Here is a 16,449-nt window from a genome sequence, read left to right on the forward strand (position 1 = left end):
GTCTTTTCCAACAGAAATAGTGCTGTACGTTGGCCGCTATTCCATTACACTCTGTGCGGCAATCCCGCTGAAAAACGCCTCTTTCCTGTTGAGTCATCATGAGTTCACCCGCGCCACCTGACGATCACGACGAACCTTTACGGCAACCGCTGGATGATGCGCACTTCGCCATTGTGGTACTTGCAGTGACCTCGGTTACCCTTATAATCTTCGTCCTGATGCTTACATTATGGATGAGCTGAGGCCAGCAACCGACTACGGACGCCCGCAAGGAGATGTCGATGGAATCCCGGGATGACAAACTGATCGCCATCATTGGACTGCTTTCCGCCTGCCTGATCGGCGTAGTGTTCCTTTTCACCATGACCTGGCTGACGGACGTGCGCCATCCAGCCGATCCGTCACTGGATGTACAAACCTGCCCGCCCAAAACCGCCAGCCCGGTGCAGCACTCTTAATCCTGGGTGCGCCATTTAATCTGCTGACTGCGTAACTCCAGCGCCAGCGCTTCATGCAGGGTGCGATTGCCATTGGGATCGCCCAGACCAAACAGCGCGCCAGGCGAGCGCCGATCGTCGGCCCACGCCGGATACTCCACCACCGGATAGAGCGAAATGCCTTCCAGCGCCACGCCCTGCGCTAAGGCCAGCCGCGCTTCATCACTGACATGCCGCAGCCAGGGCGCGCGCGCGTCGCCTTCCGCGCCGGTTTCTGCCAGCAACAGCGGGCGCTGATAACGCTGCCAGCACTGCATCAGCAGCCGGTGCAGCGGCTGACGCTGCGGGTGGTCGGGCGGAATGGTGTCGCCGGAGAAGAACCAGTGGTTGTCGGGATAATAGTTCAGCCCCAGGATGTCGAGAAAATCGGGCTGACCACCCAGCTCCGGCGCATCGCGTCCTGCCAGCCAGTCCCAGGCTTCAAACTGCGCCTGATGCTGGCTGTCGGCATAAGGTTTGCTGTCGGGGTTATGCGGATCGGCGGCGATCTGCACCAGCGGGTCGGTCAGCACGAAGCGGGCGTCCGGATAGACGTCGCGAATGGCGTGCATGGCCGCCAGCGAGGCGCGCACCAGCTGACGTTTCAGTTCGCGACCACGCGCGCTGGCGTAGGGATCGAGCCACGAGACATCGGCGCCGGCCCAGGACCAGAAGGATATCTGATTGATAGGCGTAAAGAACGGCTGCTCCACGCCTTCATCCCGCATCAGCTCAGCCATGGCGCGCGCGAAGCGGCCAAAGTGCTCCACAAACGCCGGCTTCCAGATATCGAGATGATCGGGGTAGCCAAAGTGCGCCAGCTCCCAGATGATTTGTAAATCATGGCGCGCCGCCGCGTGAATCATCGGCAGAAAGGTGCGCCAGTCGTATTCACCTGGCGTGGCTTCAATCAGGTGCCAGCGGGCGCCGTCGCGCGCGGTGCGCAATCCTTCCTGCGCCAGCGCGGCGTAATCTTTCTCCAGCAGCATGTCGTGGCCGCTGCTGATGACCATATCCAGTCGTCGCCCGCCGCTGCGGCAGGCGGTAGAGCAGGGGAAGCTGCCCTGAAAAAAGGTGCGAAATAGCCGGGGCTGATGGCGCGGGGATAGCTGAGTCATGATCTTCTCCTCACGAAGAACGCCGGATGCAGAACGCCTGGCTAAGTCTAGACTAAATTAACGCCGCACCCGACGCGGAAGTAGACGGCTCTGATTGCCTTTACGTGCGGTGATACCAACAATAACAGCTTCAGGGTAAGCAGGGATTGAGTATGAGCGAAGCGGCACTGCGTTCCTCACGCGAACGGCCGGGCGACGGGCTGAGAGAACATGCGCAACAGCAATGTGCCCGTCATCCGGGACTGAGCGGCATTCATCCGCTGAACGATGGGCTGGATGCGTTTGCGGCACGCTATCTGTTGATGGGCATGGCGCAGCACACCATCGACGTCCAGTATTACATCTGGCACAACGACATGTCCGGACGCCTGCTGTTCAGCGCGCTGCTGGATGCGGCGGAGCGCGGCGTGCAGGTGCGCCTGCTGCTGGATGATAACAATACGCCCGGGCTGGATGAAACGCTGACCGAACTCGATCGGCATCCAAATATCGCCGTGCGGCTGTTTAATCCCTTCTCGTTTCGAACCCTGCGCGCGCTGGGCTATCTGACTGACTTCGCCCGCCTGAATCGCCGGATGCACAACAAAAGCCTGACCGTGGACGGCGCGGTAACGCTGGTGGGCGGCCGTAACATCGGCGACGAATATTTTGGCACCGGCAATGAGCCGCTGTTTACCGATCTCGACGTGCTGGCGCTGGGACCGGCGGTAGATGAAGTGGCGGAAGATTTCGCCCGCTACTGGCACAGCAAAGCGGTATCGCCGTTGCGCAGCGTCGTGGACACCGGCGCACCGCCGCATGAAGCGGTGCGTTTACCGCCGGAGTGGCAGCAGAGCGAGGCGGTGCAGCGCTATCTGGCGCGGCTGGAGAAATCTTCATTTGTCAGCCAGCTGGAGCAGGGCTCGCTGAGCATGACCTGGGCACACACGCGACTGCTGAGTGACGATCCGCGCAAAGGGCTGGGCAAAGCGAAGCGCTCCTCTTTGCTGCCGCAGCGCATGCTGGAGGTGATCGGCACGCCGCAGCAGCAGTTCGATATTATTTCGGCCTATTTTGTCCCGACCCGGGCCGGCGTGGCGCAGCTACTGGCGCTGAAGCGGCGGGGCGTTAAGATCGCCATCTTAACCAACTCGCTGGCCGCCAATGATGTCACCGTGGTTCACGCCGGCTATGCGCGCTGGCGCAAGAAGCTGCTGCGTCACGGTATTGCGCTCTACGAACTGAAGCCGCAGGCCAATGCCGCGGATGCCCCGCACGATCGCGGCCTGACCGGGAATTCCGGCTCCAGCCTGCACGCCAAGACTTTCACCGTCGATAACCGCAAAGTGTTTATTGGCTCGTTTAATTTCGATCCGCGTTCGGCGGTGCTGAACACGGAGATGGGGCTGGTGATTGAGAGCGAAGCGCTGGCGCAGCAGACCCATCAGCGCTTCAGCAGCGGCATGCGCGACCGCGCCTGGGCACTGCGGCTGGATAAGTGGGGCCGCGTTAACTGGGTGGAGTACAGCGGCGAAGCGCGGGAAGTGGTACATAAGCACGAGCCGCAGTGCACGCTGTTGCAGCGTTTGCTGGTGCGGCTGGTATGGCGTCTGCCGGTGGAGTGGCTGCTATAGCCGGGCTGCAACGCGCGCAGCCCGGCGGGTAAGCACGCCGTTACGTCTGCGCGGAGGTCTCTGGTTTGCGCTGCGGCTTGCCGGAGAACAAAAAGCGCAGCAGCGGGATACGCAGATGAATCTCGTACAGGGCAAAGGCAACGCCAAACACCATCAGCAGGCCGACAAAGAAGCCCAGCGTATTACTGCTGATGTGTGGCGTAACGTAGATGCCGTACAGGATGGTCAGCGGATGGTGCACCAGATAAATAAACAGCGACGCGTTCACCAGATACATGATGCGCGGCGAGTGGCTGTTCAGCAGCTTGTGGCCGAAGCTAAAGCAGACGTTCAGCATACACAAGCCCATCAGCGTAGAAATGATGGCATCAAGCTCGTACAGCCAGCCTTCACCGCTGCTGTAGCGCTGATTCAGGCTGTACGCGATGAACACCGCAATGGCACCAAAGCACATCACCGGATTAAAACGCACAAACAGCGCTTTCAGCGCCTGATGTTTCCAGCTCAGTGCACCCAGCATAAAGAACGGCAGGAAGAACAGCGACTGCATTACCGCAATGCTGAACAGGCCATCCATTAACAGCGCGGGAGCAAAGTGGAAAATCAGCCGGCGGAAGGCGCACCACACCAGCGCATAGGCCAGCAGGGCCAGCGTCAGCTTGCCCCAGCCAACCTGCTGATAATCGATGCGGCGCTGCTGATCGCGCAGCCAGCGGAAGCTCAGCATGCCAAACGCGGTGAGAATCACCAGTACCAGTAAAAACCACAGGTGCGAAATCAGATCCCACATCAGCGCGTTGTACTTGTCATACAGCGAGAAGTTTGCCCAGTCGCCGACTTTGCTGGTGAGATTTTTCAGCATAAAAAACTGTGGCAGGGTAATGAGCGGCACCGCAGTTAACAGCGGAATGCCGACGCGCTCCAGCCGCACCTTCAGCCAGCGGTTGGGCTGATAGCGCAGATAGAGCATATATGAGAAATAACCTGAAATAACAAAGAACACCTGCATGCGGAAGGCGTGAATAAAATCATTCAGCACCGTCAGCCACAGTGAGGCGTCCTGGCTGTTAACCGACCAGCGTTGGGTCGAGTAAATCAGCGAGACGTGGAAAGGCACGCCCAGCAGCATTAAATACGCTCGAATCGAGTCGAGGAAATATTCACGTTCGGGTTTGGCTGAACTCATAAGCTTCCGGTTTGTCAGTTTACTTGCCGGTTTCACCCTGAAACCGGATTATGCCGGACGAAATTCTACCGGCTGTAAACAGCGTATACTATCAGGTGAATCTGTTTCTTAATCTTCCGGGTTTAATTATCCGAAAAGTACACTTTCGGCTTACGAATCAGGGGAACAATCTTTTACATAAGCTGTCGGAAAACCGAATAATCCTTTAAGATAAATGGGTTTGATCTAAGCACACGAAAGGGGGGGATGTGCTGACTAAAGTGAAGAATAATGGCGGGCTGGTGAAGATGCGCTGGGTAGGCGCAGCAGTTCTGCTGGCGTTGTACGCCAACAATAGCTGGGCGTTCAACATTGATGATGTGGCAAAGCAAGCTAAGGCGCTGGCAGGGAAAGGTTTTGAAGCGCCAAAAAGCAATTTACCCTCTCAGTTTCGTGAAATGAAGTTTGCTGACTATCAGCAGATCCAGTTTAACCACGACAAAGCATACTGGGGCAAACTGCGCACGCCGTTTAAGCTCGAGTTCTATCATCAGGGCATGTATTTCGACACGCCGGTGAAAATCAATGAAGTCACCGCGTCTTCGGTACGTGAAATCAAATATAACCCTGACTACTTCAATTTCGGCAACGTGAAACACGATGCCGATGCGGTGAAAAACCTCGGTTTTGCCGGTTTCAAAGTGCTGTATCCTTTAAATAAAAAGGGTAAAGACGATGAGATTACCAGCTTCCTGGGTGCCAGCTATTTCCGCGTGATTGGCGAAGGCCAGGTGTATGGCCTGTCGGCGCGTGGTCTGGCGATTGATACCGCGCTGCCTTCCGGTGAGGAGTTCCCGCGCTTTAAAGAGTTCTGGATCGAGCGGCCGAAGCCGCAGGATAAACAGCTGGTGATTTATGCGCTGCTGGATTCTCCGCGCGCCGCCGGTGCCTATCGCTTTGTGATCCAGCCGGGCAAAGAGTCCACCGTGGACGTGCAGTCTAAAGTGTATCTGCGTGACAACGTCGGCAAACTCGGCGTAGCCCCACTCACCAGTATGTTCCTGTTTGGCGCTAACCAGCCGTCGCCGGTCAGCAACTTCCGTCAGGAGCTGCATGATTCGAACGGCCTGTCGATTCACGCCGGAAATGGCGAGTGGATCTGGCGTCCGCTCAATAACCCGAAACACCTGGCGGTCAGCACCTTTACCATCGAAAACCCGAAAGGCTTCGGTCTGCTGCAGCGTGGCCGTGACTTCAGCCATTACCAGGACCTGGACGACCGCTATGATCTGCGTCCAAGCGGCTGGGTTGAGCCGCAGGGCGACTGGGGCAAAGGCCGCGTAGAGCTGGTGGAGATCCCGACGGCAGATGAAACCAACGATAACATCGTGGCCTTCTGGACGCCGGAGAGCCTGCCAGAGCCAGGCAAAGAGATGAACTTCAAATATCGTCTGCACTTTACGCGCGATGAAAACCAGCTGCATCAGGACGATGTGGCCTGGGTGAAAGACACGCTGCGTTCTGCGGGCGATGTGAAGCAGTCTAATCTGGTGCGTCAGCCGGATGGTTCCATCGCCTTTACCGTGGACTTTGTCGGTAAAGCGATGAGCAAGCTGCCGGAAAACACCCAGGTGGCGCCGCAGGTCAGCGTCGGTAACAACGCCGACGTGGTCGAGCAGAGCGTACGCTACAACCCGGTCACCAAAGGCTGGCGTCTGGTGCTGCGTCTGCGCGTGAAAGACAACAAGCAGCCGACCGAAATGCGTGCGGCGCTGGTGAGCGGCGACAAGACATTGACGGAAACCTGGAGCTATCAGTTACCTGCCAATGAATAAATCGACTTATTTACCTCAATCTTACGTGGAGGCGCTGCCGCTTGATGCGGCAGCACGCGCCACGCTCAGCGCCTCGCTGCAGAATGCGCAGGCGTTTCATGCCATTCACAGCGCGCTGGGGCAGGATATCGCCGCCAGCGAACGGCCGGACGATGCGCCGCTGAAATCGGTCTCGTCGCGCGTATCCATGGCGTGGCCGGATTCGCTCGCCGATGGCCAGCAGCTCAGTAAAGATTACCTCGACCGCACCACACTGAAGGCGATGCCGCCGGTGAAGCGTTCGCTGATGTTCCCGGAAGCCTGGCGGACTAACCCGATCGCGCGCGCCTGGGATTCCCTGCGCGGGCAGAAAGGCAACCCACGCTATGCCACGGTGGAAGAGCAGAAAGCGGAAGACAAATGGCGCCACGTAGGTTCCATGCGTCGCTACGTGCTGCTGATTCTGACCATTCTGCAGACCGTGGTCGCCACCTGGTACATGAAAACCATTCTGCCGTATCAGGGCTGGACGCTGCTCGATCCGGTCGAGCTGTTTAACCAGAACTGGCTGCAGTCGGTGGAGCTGATCCTGCCGTATATTCTGCAGACCGGCATCCTGTTCCTGTTTGCCATCCTGTTCTGCTGGGTATCGGCCGGTTTCTGGACCGCGCTGATGGGCTTCCTGCAGCTGCTGATCGGCCGCGATAAGTACAGCATCTCGTACTCGACCACCGGGGATGAGCCGCTCAATCCGGAACATCGCACCGCGCTGATCATGCCAATCTGTAACGAAGACGTGGAACGCGTGTTCGCCGGTCTGCGCGCCACCTGGGAGTCGGTGAAACGCACCGGTAACGCGGAGCATTTCGACGTTTACATCCTGAGCGACAGCTACGATGCCGACATCGCCATCGCCGAGCAAAAAGCGTGGATGGAGCTGGTGCGGGATGTCGGTGGGGCAGGCAAGATCTTCTATCGCCGTCGTCGCCGTCGCGTGAAGCGTAAAAGCGGCAACATTGATGACTTCTGCCGTCGCTGGGGCAGCAACTACAGCTACATGGTGGTGCTGGACGCCGACAGCGTGATGAGCGGTGAGTGTCTTACCGGTCTGGTGCGCATGATGGAAGCGAACCCGAACGCCGGTATTATCCAGTCGTCACCAAAAGCGTCAGGCATGGATACGCTGTATGCGCGCTGTCAGCAGTTCGCCACCCGCGTTTACGGGCCGCTGTTTACCGCCGGTCTGCACTTCTGGCAGCTGGGCGAATCGCACTACTGGGGGCACAACGCCATCATTCGCGTGCAGCCGTTTATTGAACACTGTGCGCTGGCGCCGCTGCCGGGTGAAGGCTCCTTCGCCGGTTCGATCCTGTCACATGACTTCGTGGAAGCGGCGCTGATGCGTCGTGCCGGCTGGGGCGTGTGGATCGCCTACGATCTGCCGGGTTCTTATGAAGAGCTACCGCCGAACCTGCTGGATGAGCTGAAGCGTGACCGTCGCTGGTGCCACGGCAACCTGATGAACTTCCGCCTGTTCCTGGTAAAAGGCATGCACCCGGTGCACCGCGCGGTGTTCCTGACCGGCGTGATGTCCTACCTGTCGGCGCCGCTGTGGTTTATGTTCCTTGCGTTGTCGACCGCCCTGCAGGTGGTGCATACGCTGATGGAACCGACCTACTTCCTGCAGCCGCGTCAGCTGTTCCCGGTGTGGCCGCAGTGGCGTCCGGATTTGGCGATTGCGCTGTTCTCCACCACGCTGGTGTTGCTGTTCCTGCCAAAACTGCTCAGCGTGGTGCTGATCTGGTTTAAAGGGGCCAAAGCGTACGGTGGCGCATTCCGCCTGTTCCTCTCGCTGCTGCTTGAGATGCTGTTCTCGGTGCTGCTGGCACCGGTGCGCATGCTATTCCACACCGTGTTTGTGGTCAGCGCCTTCCTCGGCTGGGAAGTGGTGTGGAACTCGCCGCAGCGTGACGATGACGCCACGCCGTGGAGCGAAGCGTTCCGTCGCCATGGTTCACAGATGCTGCTGGGGATTGTCTGGGCCGTCGGGATGGGCGTGCTCGATCTCAACTTCCTGTGGTGGTTGGCGCCAATCGTCTTCTCGCTGATTCTGTCGCCGTTTGTCTCGGTGATGTCGAGTCGCGCCACGGTCGGGCTGAAGAGTAAGCGTGCCAGGCTGTTCCTGATCCCGGAAGAGTATGAGCCACCGAAAGAGCTGGTCGACACCGATCACTATCTGCAGCTGAACCGTGAACGTGCGCTGAAGCATGGCTTCATGCATGCGCTGTTCAATCCGGCGTTCAACGCGCTGGCGACGGCGATGGCGACATCGCGCCATAAGCAGAGTGCACTGCTGGATCACGCGCGCGATCGCCGCGTCGATCAGGCATTGAGCGATGCGCCGGAAAAACTGAATCGCGAACAGCGTCTGCAGCTGATCAGCGATCCGGTGGTGCTGGCGCGCGTGCACACGCGTTTGTGGGAAAGTGCGGATAAATATCATCAGTGGGTAGAAAGTTATCAGAAACTCACGCTTAACCCGCAGGCGCTGCCTCAGCGCGCCTGACAGGCTAACGGTGATGAAAAAGCGGCAGCGATGCCGCTTTTTTTATGCCTGCGCTTCAGCGAAGTGCTTAACGCGCCTCACACAATCTTTACGCATAAAGACATAGCGGTTTAGCTGCACCCGCAGCTAAAATGGCGCGATGACATGTGCCAGCGTTCCTGAGCACATTTAAACAGTCACTGACGCACATCAGAATCAGGGGTGTCAGTTCAGGGTGAGTAAATGCAGTGAAATATTGCCTGAAGTTAATTGCGCTGTGCGCCGCCATTTTACTGCTCACGGGCTGTGGCAGCATTATCAGCCGGACCGTACCCGGACAGGGGCACGGTAACCAGTATTATCCGGGCGTGCAGTGGGATGTGCGTGACGGGCCGTGGCGCGTGCTGACCATTCTCGATCTGCCGCTTTCGCTGGTGATGGACACGCTGCTACTGCCGGTTGACGCACAGCACGGCCCGTACGAGTAACTTACGCCCAGTTGTCTGACGGACTGTCGTCGTCTTCCCACTCTTCGGCCGCTGCCTCGCCTTCTTCCAGGTCGCGCGGCGGCTCCAGCTGAAATTCGCCTTCGTCCCATTCGTGCAGGGTATTTTCCGACTGCCACTCCTGGCGCAGCTCAATTTCATCGAAATTACCGTCGAACACCGCCTGCGCCGCTTCACCGCTGCAAATGGGCAGGCATTCGCCCTGGCCGTCTTCATCAGCGAAAAACTCCGCCTGCCACATAATGTCGCCATCCTGCATCACGTACTTCTGCAGCGCAAACTGGCTGACGCTGGCGTCATCCTGCTCCAGTTCAGGCTGGCTGGCGAGGAACTCTTCGCGTGCGGCTTCAATGGCTTCTTCTAAAGTACTATACAGGCTCATCTGCAACTCCTTGTCAGTGCAAAAAGGGATTTCACAGAAGAATAGACGAAAATTGGCGGCTGTCAGGGCGGGAGAGAACAATGACGGGGTGGATGCGTAAAAAGTCATCCACCCGCGCCGGTTACATCATTTTTTGCGGAAAGTGCAGAACCGGTCGTACCGACTCGCGTAACACGGGTGCAGAATAACGGATGCAGCATTTAATACAGGGCTTCACCTTTTTAAAATTAATTCGTGCGGTGGCCAAAGCCTGATTTAAATTATAGAGCGTACCGATGAACACCATATCCTCCTTAACCGGCAGACGTTTACACTCTTTCCGATGCAGCAGATGGTAACCCTCCTGATCGGTACTGATCGTCACGTAGTAGTAGATACCTTTATTCATATTATGTGTCCTGAATATATTTGCTGTGTGTAATCTTTTTATATTTTTAAACGCGCAGTTAACGAGCTAACTGTCAGGGTCGAAACTAACTGGATTCGATCGGGCTAACCAATTCCATAAAGATATATTAAAGGTGAATTTTTAATCAAAAAAGAATATGGCAGTTAACTTTCAGACAAATACTTGTTTAATCAGTAAAATTTATTAGATAAGTAAACAAGACGGCAAGCCTGAGTAAAATTAAATAGGAAAAGGCCTGGAAGTCATCAAAATCAGATCCGCACCCGTCATATTTACGCATATTGCCGTACAAACTCAGGCACTGAAAAGCAGCGGCGGGCGAGGGAGAACGCGTCGGCGTAGCAGCTAAAAACCGTGATTAATTCGTAAGATAGCAGCAGTCAGCGTAAAGGGTGTCGTTGACTTGAGTGTCGCCGTGTGGAAGGCACAGCAGCTCAGTCTGGGCCTTTTTTAGCGCGCCACTGCGCAGACAATCACGTGAATTAAGGCAAATGTGCGGTAAATAACGCGGGGCATTGATAATACCCCGCAACCGATTAATAGCGTGAAGGCTGCCCTTCAGGCCGGGTTTTAAAGCGGCGATGCAGCCACATATACTGCTCAGGCGCCAGCAGCACCGTCTCTTCCACCACTTTATTCATCACGATAGCGGTATCCAGTTCACTCTCCAGTGAGAATTTGTGGCGGATATCCGGCATCATTTTCAGTTCGTAGCCGCGGCCGTGCGGCAGGCGGCGTGCCAGAAACGGCACCACGCTCGGATTAGCCAGACGAATCAGCATATGCGTGCCGGTGGTGGTCGCGGCTTCCTGAACGGCAAAGAACGGGGCAAATACACTGCTGCGCGGGCCGTAGTCGTGATCGGGCGCATACCAGATGATGTCGTTGTTCTTCATGGCGCGGATCATGCCTTTCAGATCTTTGCGATCCAGCATGCTTTTATTGGAACGCATGCGTCCCCAGGTTTGCAGCCAGTCCAGTAACTTGTTGTCGTTAGGGCGATACACGCCAATGCCCGGGTTGTACATGCCAAACACGCGCGCACCCAGCTCCAGCGTCAGGAAGTGCATGCCAATCAGCAGGATGCCGCGCTTTTGTGCCAGCGCCTCGGTAACGTGCTCCAGGCCGCTGGTGCTGACCCATTTACGAATACGCCAGTCCGGCCAGAACCATGCCATGCCGGTCTCAATCAGCCCCATTCCCACCGATTCGAAATTGTGCTTCACCATGGCTTCACGTTCGCTGGTCGGCATATCGGGGAAGCACAGCGCCAGATTGCGTTGCGCGACCTGAACACGACGCTTCATAAAACGCATGGCAAGGCGTCCCAGCCCGCAGCCAGTCACGTACAGCAGCGGGTAGGGCAACAGCACCAGTACATAGAGGAAACCGATGCCCAGCCAGGTCAGCCAGTAGCGTGGATGAAGGAGTTCGCGGGTAAATTGCGGAAGTTGCGTCATGGAAATATCAATGTCCTGCGTCGTGTACCAGAGAGTCCGGTTTCTGTAATTGGCCGGGATTATGCCATTTTTTCTCTCTGACTGAAATCAACCATCCGTGCGTCAGCGCACGACGAACAGCATTTCTGCGCAGATATTAGCGAGCACAACGCAGAACCCCGTCGATTGTGGCTGATGGCAGGAGAATTGCACCAGAGGCTTTGCATCACGCTCAATTCAGGTATCATATGCGCGCTAAATTTCTCTGATTGCTAACAGGTGTTCACCATGCCAGTGTTACACAACCTCGTTTCCAATAAAGAGCTGAAAGAACGTATGCTGGCCGAAACCGAGCCGCGTACCACAGTCTCTTTTTATAAATACTTCCAGATTGCCGATCCACAGGCATTCCGCGACCGTCTCTATGTTGCCTTAACCCAGCTGAAGGTGTTCGGCCGCGTCTACGTGGCGCAGGAAGGGATTAATGCACAAATCAGCGTGCCGGCCAGTCGCTATGAAGCGATGAAGGCGATGCTCTATGCCTTTGACCCGGCGCTCGACAATCTGCGCATGAACATCGCGCTGGATGACGACGGCAAATCGTTCTGGGTGCTGCGCCTGAAAGTGCGCGATCGCATCGTGGCTGACGGTATTGAAGACGGTAGCTTCGACGCCAGTAACGTCGGTAACTATCTCAAAGCGGCCGAAGTCAACGCCATGCTCGACGATCCGGATGCGGTGTTTGTGGATATGCGTAACCACTACGAATACGAAGTGGGCCACTTCGACAACGCGCTGGAAGTGCCAGCCGATACGTTCCGCGATCAGCTGCCGATGGCGGTGGATATGCTGCAGGCGCAGAAAGACAAAAAAATCGTCATGTACTGTACCGGCGGCATCCGCTGTGAAAAAGCCAGTGCGTGGATGAAGCACAACGGTTTTGATGATGTTTACCACATTGAAGGGGGCATCATCGAATATACCCGCCGCGCGCGCGAGCAGGGTTTACCGGTGCGCTTCAAAGGCAAAAACTTCGTGTTTGACGAGCGCATGGGCGAGCGTATCTCTGACGATATTCTCTCCAGCTGCCACCAGTGTGGTGCGCCGTGCGACAGCCACACCAACTGCGTTAATGACGGCTGCCATCTGCTGTTTATTCAGTGCCCGAGCTGTGCGGAAAAGTATCAGAACTGCTGCAGCCCGCTGTGCATGGAAGAGTCGAAACTGGCGCCGGAAGAGCAGCGCGCGCGCCGCGCTGGCCGCGAAAATGGCAACAAAGTGTTCAATAAATCGCGCGGTTTACTCAACATGACCATGGCGATCCCCGCGCCGGACAAAAAGTAACGGCTTAACAGCCTGGCGCATTGCCCGCCAGGCTGTACTGCTGATTACTGACGCACACCTTCGACTGAAATGATCAGCTCGGCTTTTTGCGAGGCCGGACCGAGATCTTTGCTGATGTTGAACTCTTTCAGCACGATTTCGCCGCTGGCAGCAAAGCCGGCGCGATAACCGCCCCACGGATCCTTGCCTTCCCCAATCAGCTGCGCATCCAGCGTGATCGGCTTCGTTACGCCGTTGAGCGTCAGGTTGCCGGTGATCTTATAATCCTTGCCCTGTTTTTTAACCTCAGTCGAGCTAAAGCTGGCCTGCGGGAATTTGCCGGTATTGAGGAAATCCGCGCTGCGCAAATGCTTATCGCGCTCGGCATGGTTAGTATCGAGGCTGTTGGTATTGATGGTCACGTTGACCTTGTCCGCGGCCGGATTGGCTTCATCAAAGGTAAAGCTGCCATCAAAATCTTTAAAGCTGCCGTACAGCCAGCTGTAGCCAAGATGCTGAATGCGGAACTGAACAAACGCGTGCTGACCCTCTTTATCAAACTTATACTCAGCCGCGCTGGCACTCAGGCTGGTCGAAAAGAGGGCAGCGGCGCTGAGCGCCAGCAGGGTTTTCCTGATCATATTACTTTTCCTTTTCAGAGGTTAAGGGGATGCGGTAACCGAGCATCCGTTTCAGCGTCATGTCGCGATCGACAAAATGGTGTTTCAGCGCGGCCAGGGTGTGCAGGGCAGACAACAGCACCAGAGCCCACGCCAGCCATAAATGGACCTCACCGGCGACATCGGCCTGCTCACCCGCGCCGCTAAACAGTGCCGGTACCTCAAACCAGCCAAACACTGAGACCGGCTTGCCGTCTGCGGTAGAGATCAGATAGCCGCTGATCAGCAACACCAGCAGCAGGCCATACAGCAGCCAGTGCGCAGCATGGGCGGCACGGCGTACGTGCGGCGAGTAACTGTTGAGCGGTGCCGGCGGCGGCGATATCACACGCCAGCACAGGCGCAGCAGCAGAGCGCCAAACAGTAAGATGCCGATGCCTTTGTGAATCTCAGGGGCGCTGTGATACCAGCCGTCGTAATAGCCAAGTCCGACCATCCATAAACCCAGCGCGAACATACCGTAAATCGTCAGCGCCATCAGCCAGTGCAACGCAATGGTTAACGCACCGTAATGCCGTGGAGAATTACGCCACATAGTTAAGCCGTTATCAGGAAATAAGTGGTAATGAGAATCTACAACCTGAAATAGAAAATCAATCGTCCTTACTTTTCTATAACTTTGAATTTAGGGGTTCGATATATATGGCGAAAGGCTGGCGGTGTAATTCAATAATTCTGAATAGATAAGCAAAAAGCAGTTTTAGCCCTGGCGGCAATGGGTATTGCTTCACCAAATGCGCCATAAACGCGGGAGGAAAGTAAATCTGTGTCAGGAAAGGTCAATAACTGCCAGTGCGCTCCGCACCGGCAGCAACAAAATCAGGCAAAACGCGTAAGTGAGAAGGGCGTGAGGTCAAAGGAGAACGGTTTATTCTGCGCAAATTCGCTGGCCAGTTCACCCAGCACGCTGGCGAATTTAAACCCGTGGCCGCTCAGGCCGGTGATAATCAGTCGGTCAGGCTCGCCGGGCAGGGTATCGATAATAAAATCTTCATCCGGCGTGTTGTCATAGCTGCAGGCTTCACCATGCAGGCACACGCCTACGCCTGGCAGAAACTGGCGCAGGAAGCTAAAGGCTTCGTTACCGTCAGCGGCGATGCTGCCGAACGGTTTGCGGTCCGCTGGCGTCTGCATCGGCTGACCGCCATCGTGGCGTCCCACTTTCAGGGCATTATTGTCTGCCGGGAAACCGTAGAAATGGCTGCCATCCGGCATCTCTACCGTAAAGCCGGGGAACTGGTTATTTTCGCTGTAGCGCCCATCGGCCTGATACCAGGCAAACACCTTGCGCACCGGCGTAACGGGCAGATTGTCCACCAGCTGACTGACCCAGGTGCCGGCGCTGATCAGTAGCTTGCGCGCGCGGAATACGCCATCGCTGGTGGTGACCTGCTGCAGATCGCCCTCGCGGCCAATCGCGCTGACCGGGCAGTTAAACAGCTGCGCGCAGCCAGCCTGTTCCGCCAGCTGCACCCAGCTGCGCACCGCCTGTTCGCATTTCAGGAAGCCAGAGTTGGGCTCAAACACGCCGACGTAGCCGTCCGGTACGCTAAGCTGCGGCCAGCGTTTACGCACCTCATCGGCCTGTAACACCTGCACCGCTAACTGCCAGCGGTTAGCACTGTCGATTACGTTGTGAATGAAATCCGAGCTGGCCGGCGCCAGATTAAGAATGCCGCTGCGGTGCATAATGCGTTCGCCGCTCTGGCGCTCCAGCTCATCCCATAACGTCTGGGCGCGCAGCACCAGCGGCACGTAGCGTTCACCTTCGCCGTAAGCATGACGAATCAGGCGGGTTTCGCCGTGATGCGTCCCCTGGCTGTGGGGCGGGTGCGCGCTGTCGATCATCAGCACCGACAGGCCCGCCTGGGTTGCGTAGAAACCCGCGGCAGCTCCGACGGAACCACTCCCCACCACAATCAGATCATAAACCATGACGACATCACTCCTGCAAAACGGCGATTTTTTTCAATAGCATATCAAAAGAGTGCGCCCATGAAAAAGGCACCCTGTAGGGTGCCTTTTCACGCGATGGTGATGATTAGTGCTTGCGATTATCGCGTAGGTATTGCTCAGTGGACTCGATCTTTGCAATGCCAGCTTCGAGGATAGAGATAAACTGTCTGGCTACGTCAGTTGTCAGCCAGTATGTTGGGCCCACGTCAGCTTCTTCTTCTTTCTGGTCCTGCGATGATAGCGAGTGCAGGCGGATCATCATGGCGTCATAGCTGTCAACGGTGCTGATATCCCATCCCACCAGCGGATGGGTCTGGATGACGTCTTTACTTCTGTCCATTATAACCTCCTTATTACTCGTTAAACGAAGTGCTTTCGAGGTTCAATGCGTCTGTATCTTGCACTAGCGAGATAATTATAACATGGAATTAACAGTACAGTAGTTAAAAAGTGTGGTGACTAAAAACACAGCAAAATAAAAGCAGCCAAAAGCCGGTTTTCAACGAATAAATAAACGCCTTACGCAGCTGGGTATTTATTGTCGCAGCGCAACGTGTCGTCATACCGATTATCGGCATCTCAGCATTAAAACTTTAACGGGCTGAACGCCAGGGTAAAAATCTGAAATTATCCCTGCGACTCGGCAGGCAACTGCCCTTTGCGCCGGTGGATCTCGTCGGCCAGCCGGGCAAAATGCTGCTGTAACTGAGCGTCATGATTCTGGTTTTGCGCTTCGAGCGTCAGATTGTGAGCCAGCAGCTGACTGGCGCGATCGTCCAGACAGAAGGTCAGCGTAGCAAAGGCATTTTCCAGCACGGTCAAACGGCGTTGCTGTTCAGCAATGAAGGCCAGTAATTCCCCAAACGTCATCGCCTCTTCTGGTTTTTCAGTAGTCATGTGCAACACACCTCCTGTAAGCACGACGAGGCAAGAATAGGACATCGTTTAATCAGAGTCTAGCTGGCGCGGGTTTTTCTGGCGAGCGGGAAATAAAAACAAAAAAGCCGGGCGGCGGGCCCGGCA

The 16,449-nt window shown here is 56.3% G+C and carries 16 protein-coding genes; 6 read left to right on the forward strand and 10 right to left on the reverse strand.

What is annotated here, in order from left to right:
* Positions 1-281 precede the first annotated feature (281 nt).
* Positions 282-458 carry a hypothetical protein gene (locus C1Y42_RS23635; protein ID WP_021506450.1) on the forward strand — a complete coding sequence of 59 codons (177 nt, stop codon included), beginning with the start codon at positions 282-284 and terminating at the stop codon, positions 456-458.
* Here the strand turns inward: C1Y42_RS23635 and C1Y42_RS03155 are convergent.
* Positions 455-1,594, reverse strand: coding sequence for a beta-glucosidase (locus tag C1Y42_RS03155; RefSeq protein ID WP_104092800.1), 1,140 nt, complete (start codon positions 1,592-1,594; stop codon positions 455-457). The genes C1Y42_RS23635 and C1Y42_RS03155 overlap by 4 nt on opposite strands.
* Positions 1,595-1,746: 152 nt before the next feature.
* Here C1Y42_RS03155 and C1Y42_RS03160 point away from each other — a divergent pair, with 152 nt between their 5' ends.
* Complete coding sequence (locus C1Y42_RS03160; RefSeq protein WP_104092801.1) at positions 1,747-3,207, forward strand: phosphatidylserine/phosphatidylglycerophosphate/cardiolipin synthase family protein; 1,461 nt, start codon at positions 1,747-1,749, stop codon at positions 3,205-3,207.
* Between the two features lie 40 nt (positions 3,208-3,247).
* On the opposite strand, the gene mdoC is transcribed toward C1Y42_RS03160, so the two are convergent.
* Positions 3,248-4,393 (reverse strand): glucans biosynthesis protein MdoC, encoded by a 1,146-nt coding sequence (gene mdoC / locus C1Y42_RS03165; protein ID WP_021506447.1) that lies wholly within the window; start codon positions 4,391-4,393, stop codon positions 3,248-3,250.
* A 278-nt stretch (positions 4,394-4,671) separates the two neighbouring features.
* Here mdoC and C1Y42_RS03170 point away from each other — a divergent pair, with 278 nt between their 5' ends.
* The 3 genes from C1Y42_RS03170 to C1Y42_RS03180 all read left to right on the forward strand — a co-directional run bounded on the left by C1Y42_RS03170 (position 4,672) and on the right by C1Y42_RS03180 (position 9,219).
* On the forward strand, positions 4,672-6,207 hold the full coding sequence (locus C1Y42_RS03170; RefSeq protein WP_182688977.1) for a glucan biosynthesis protein G: 1,536 nt from the start codon (positions 4,672-4,674) through the stop codon (positions 6,205-6,207).
* The gene (gene mdoH, locus C1Y42_RS03175) at positions 6,200-8,752 is read left to right on the forward strand and encodes a glucans biosynthesis glucosyltransferase MdoH (protein WP_104092802.1); all 2,553 of its coding nucleotides are present in this window, start codon (positions 6,200-6,202) and stop codon (positions 8,750-8,752) included. The genes C1Y42_RS03170 and mdoH overlap by 8 nt, the downstream gene beginning before the upstream one ends.
* A gap of 227 nt (positions 8,753-8,979) precedes the next feature.
* Complete coding sequence (locus tag C1Y42_RS03180; RefSeq protein ID WP_021506444.1) at positions 8,980-9,219, forward strand: YceK/YidQ family lipoprotein; 240 nt, start codon at positions 8,980-8,982, stop codon at positions 9,217-9,219.
* A gap of 1 nt (position 9,220) precedes the next feature.
* Here C1Y42_RS03180 and C1Y42_RS03185 read toward each other — a convergent pair whose 3' ends face one another.
* The 3 genes from C1Y42_RS03185 to C1Y42_RS03195 form a co-directional block, all read right to left on the reverse strand.
* Positions 9,221-9,619 carry a MysB family protein gene (locus C1Y42_RS03185; RefSeq protein WP_021506443.1) on the reverse strand — a complete coding sequence of 133 codons (399 nt, stop codon included), beginning with the start codon at positions 9,617-9,619 and terminating at the stop codon, positions 9,221-9,223.
* A 121-nt stretch (positions 9,620-9,740) separates the two neighbouring features.
* Positions 9,741-10,007, reverse strand: coding sequence for a hypothetical protein (locus C1Y42_RS03190; RefSeq protein ID WP_021506442.1), 267 nt, complete (start codon positions 10,005-10,007; stop codon positions 9,741-9,743).
* A gap of 557 nt (positions 10,008-10,564) precedes the next feature.
* The gene (locus tag C1Y42_RS03195) at positions 10,565-11,488 is read right to left on the reverse strand and encodes a Kdo(2)-lipid IV(A) acyltransferase (protein WP_021506441.1); all 924 of its coding nucleotides are present in this window, start codon (positions 11,486-11,488) and stop codon (positions 10,565-10,567) included.
* Positions 11,489-11,755: 267 nt separating this feature from the next.
* On the opposite strand from C1Y42_RS03195, the gene C1Y42_RS03200 reads away from it, so the two are divergent.
* Positions 11,756-12,811, forward strand: coding sequence for a rhodanese-related sulfurtransferase (locus tag C1Y42_RS03200; RefSeq protein WP_021506440.1), 1,056 nt, complete (start codon positions 11,756-11,758; stop codon positions 12,809-12,811).
* A 44-nt stretch (positions 12,812-12,855) separates the two neighbouring features.
* On the opposite strand, the gene C1Y42_RS03205 is transcribed toward C1Y42_RS03200, so the two are convergent.
* From C1Y42_RS03205 to C1Y42_RS03225, 5 genes are all read right to left on the reverse strand, one after another.
* A complete protein-coding gene (locus tag C1Y42_RS03205; RefSeq protein WP_021506439.1) occupies positions 12,856-13,431 on the reverse strand; it encodes a YceI family protein in 576 nt (191 codons plus the stop codon).
* Between the two features lies 1 nt (position 13,432).
* Positions 13,433-14,005 (reverse strand): cytochrome b, encoded by a 573-nt coding sequence (locus C1Y42_RS03210; RefSeq protein ID WP_104092803.1) that lies wholly within the window; start codon positions 14,003-14,005, stop codon positions 13,433-13,435.
* Positions 14,006-14,289: 284 nt separating this feature from the next.
* Positions 14,290-15,405, reverse strand: a complete 1,116-nt coding sequence (gene solA / locus C1Y42_RS03215; RefSeq protein WP_058769615.1) for an N-methyl-L-tryptophan oxidase — start codon at positions 15,403-15,405, stop codon at positions 14,290-14,292.
* A gap of 106 nt (positions 15,406-15,511) precedes the next feature.
* Positions 15,512-15,766, reverse strand: coding sequence for a biofilm formation regulator BssS (gene bssS / locus C1Y42_RS03220; protein ID WP_021506436.1), 255 nt, complete (start codon positions 15,764-15,766; stop codon positions 15,512-15,514).
* Positions 15,767-16,053: 287 nt separating this feature from the next.
* On the reverse strand, positions 16,054-16,323 hold the full coding sequence (locus tag C1Y42_RS03225) for a hypothetical protein (protein ID WP_010617279.1): 270 nt from the start codon (positions 16,321-16,323) through the stop codon (positions 16,054-16,056).
* Positions 16,324-16,449 lie beyond the last annotated feature (126 nt).

The organism is Pantoea sp. ICBG 985 (assembly GCF_002928365.1).
Taxonomy (GTDB): domain Bacteria; phylum Pseudomonadota; class Gammaproteobacteria; order Enterobacterales; family Enterobacteriaceae; genus Pantoea; species Pantoea dispersa.

Excerpts from the sequence above, each read along its gene's own strand:
- C1Y42_RS23635 (WP_021506450.1), top strand. The coding sequence starts at position 282 with ATGGAATCCCGGGATGACAAACTGATCGCCATCATTGGACTGCTTTCC.
- C1Y42_RS03155 (WP_104092800.1), bottom strand. The coding sequence starts at position 1,594 with ATGACTCAGCTATCCCCGCGCCATCAGCCCCGGCTATTTCGCACCTTT.
- C1Y42_RS03160 (WP_104092801.1), top strand. The coding sequence starts at position 1,747 with ATGAGCGAAGCGGCACTGCGTTCCTCACGCGAACGGCCGGGCGACGGG.
- mdoC (WP_021506447.1), bottom strand. The coding sequence starts at position 4,393 with ATGAGTTCAGCCAAACCCGAACGTGAATATTTCCTCGACTCGATTCGA.
- mdoH (WP_104092802.1), top strand. The coding sequence starts at position 6,200 with ATGAATAAATCGACTTATTTACCTCAATCTTACGTGGAGGCGCTGCCG.
- C1Y42_RS03185 (WP_021506443.1), bottom strand. The coding sequence starts at position 9,619 with ATGAGCCTGTATAGTACTTTAGAAGAAGCCATTGAAGCCGCACGCGAA.
- C1Y42_RS03190 (WP_021506442.1), bottom strand. The coding sequence starts at position 10,007 with ATGAATAAAGGTATCTACTACTACGTGACGATCAGTACCGATCAGGAG.
- C1Y42_RS03195 (WP_021506441.1), bottom strand. The coding sequence starts at position 11,488 with ATGACGCAACTTCCGCAATTTACCCGCGAACTCCTTCATCCACGCTAC.
- C1Y42_RS03200 (WP_021506440.1), top strand. The coding sequence starts at position 11,756 with ATGCCAGTGTTACACAACCTCGTTTCCAATAAAGAGCTGAAAGAACGT.
- C1Y42_RS03205 (WP_021506439.1), bottom strand. The coding sequence starts at position 13,431 with ATGATCAGGAAAACCCTGCTGGCGCTCAGCGCCGCTGCCCTCTTTTCG.
- C1Y42_RS03210 (WP_104092803.1), bottom strand. The coding sequence starts at position 14,005 with ATGTGGCGTAATTCTCCACGGCATTACGGTGCGTTAACCATTGCGTTG.
- solA (WP_058769615.1), bottom strand. The coding sequence starts at position 15,405 with ATGGTTTATGATCTGATTGTGGTGGGGAGTGGTTCCGTCGGAGCTGCC.
- bssS (WP_021506436.1), bottom strand. The coding sequence starts at position 15,766 with ATGGACAGAAGTAAAGACGTCATCCAGACCCATCCGCTGGTGGGATGG.
- C1Y42_RS03225 (WP_010617279.1), bottom strand. The coding sequence starts at position 16,323 with ATGACTACTGAAAAACCAGAAGAGGCGATGACGTTTGGGGAATTACTG.